The sequence below is a fragment of the Bradyrhizobium campsiandrae genome (assembly GCF_014529705.1).
In the GTDB taxonomy this organism is placed as follows: domain Bacteria; phylum Pseudomonadota; class Alphaproteobacteria; order Rhizobiales; family Xanthobacteraceae; genus Bradyrhizobium; species Bradyrhizobium campsiandrae.
Genome location: NZ_JAANIH010000363.1, coordinates 1 through 245, shown reverse-complemented (window position 1 = coordinate 245; position 245 = coordinate 1). Strand labels below are relative to the sequence as shown.

1 protein-coding gene and 1 pseudogene are annotated in these 245 nt (G+C 72.2%); one reads left to right on the top strand and one right to left on the bottom strand.

The window, feature by feature from the left end; genetic code table 11:
* Positions 1–134: pseudogene (locus G8O24_RS43430) on the top strand (PEP-utilizing enzyme); the annotation flags it as partial.
* Here G8O24_RS43430 and G8O24_RS43425 read toward each other — a convergent pair.
* Positions 92–202: a putative PEP-binding protein gene (locus G8O24_RS43425; protein WP_438503279.1), complete on the bottom strand. Its 111-nt coding sequence runs from the start codon at positions 200–202 to the stop codon at positions 92–94. The pseudogene G8O24_RS43430 and the gene G8O24_RS43425 sit on opposite strands and share 43 nt — an antisense overlap.
* Between the last annotated feature and the right edge of the window lie 43 nt (positions 203–245).

The window sequence follows — 245 nt, the reverse complement described above, 5'->3', positions numbered from 1 at the left end:
CCACCCGCGGCGGCATGACCTCGCACGCGGCGGTCGTCGCGCGCGGCATGGGCAAGCCCTGCGTCTCCGGCTGCGGCACCATCCGCGTCGATTACGGCCGCGGCACCATGAGCATCGGCTCGCGCACGGTGCGGATGCGGGTCTCCTCGAAGAACATGTGCTCGGTGCGGCAGAGGCCGATGCCCTCGGCGCCGAACTTGATCGCGGTGCGGGCGTCGTCAGGCGTGTCGCCGTTGACGCGGACG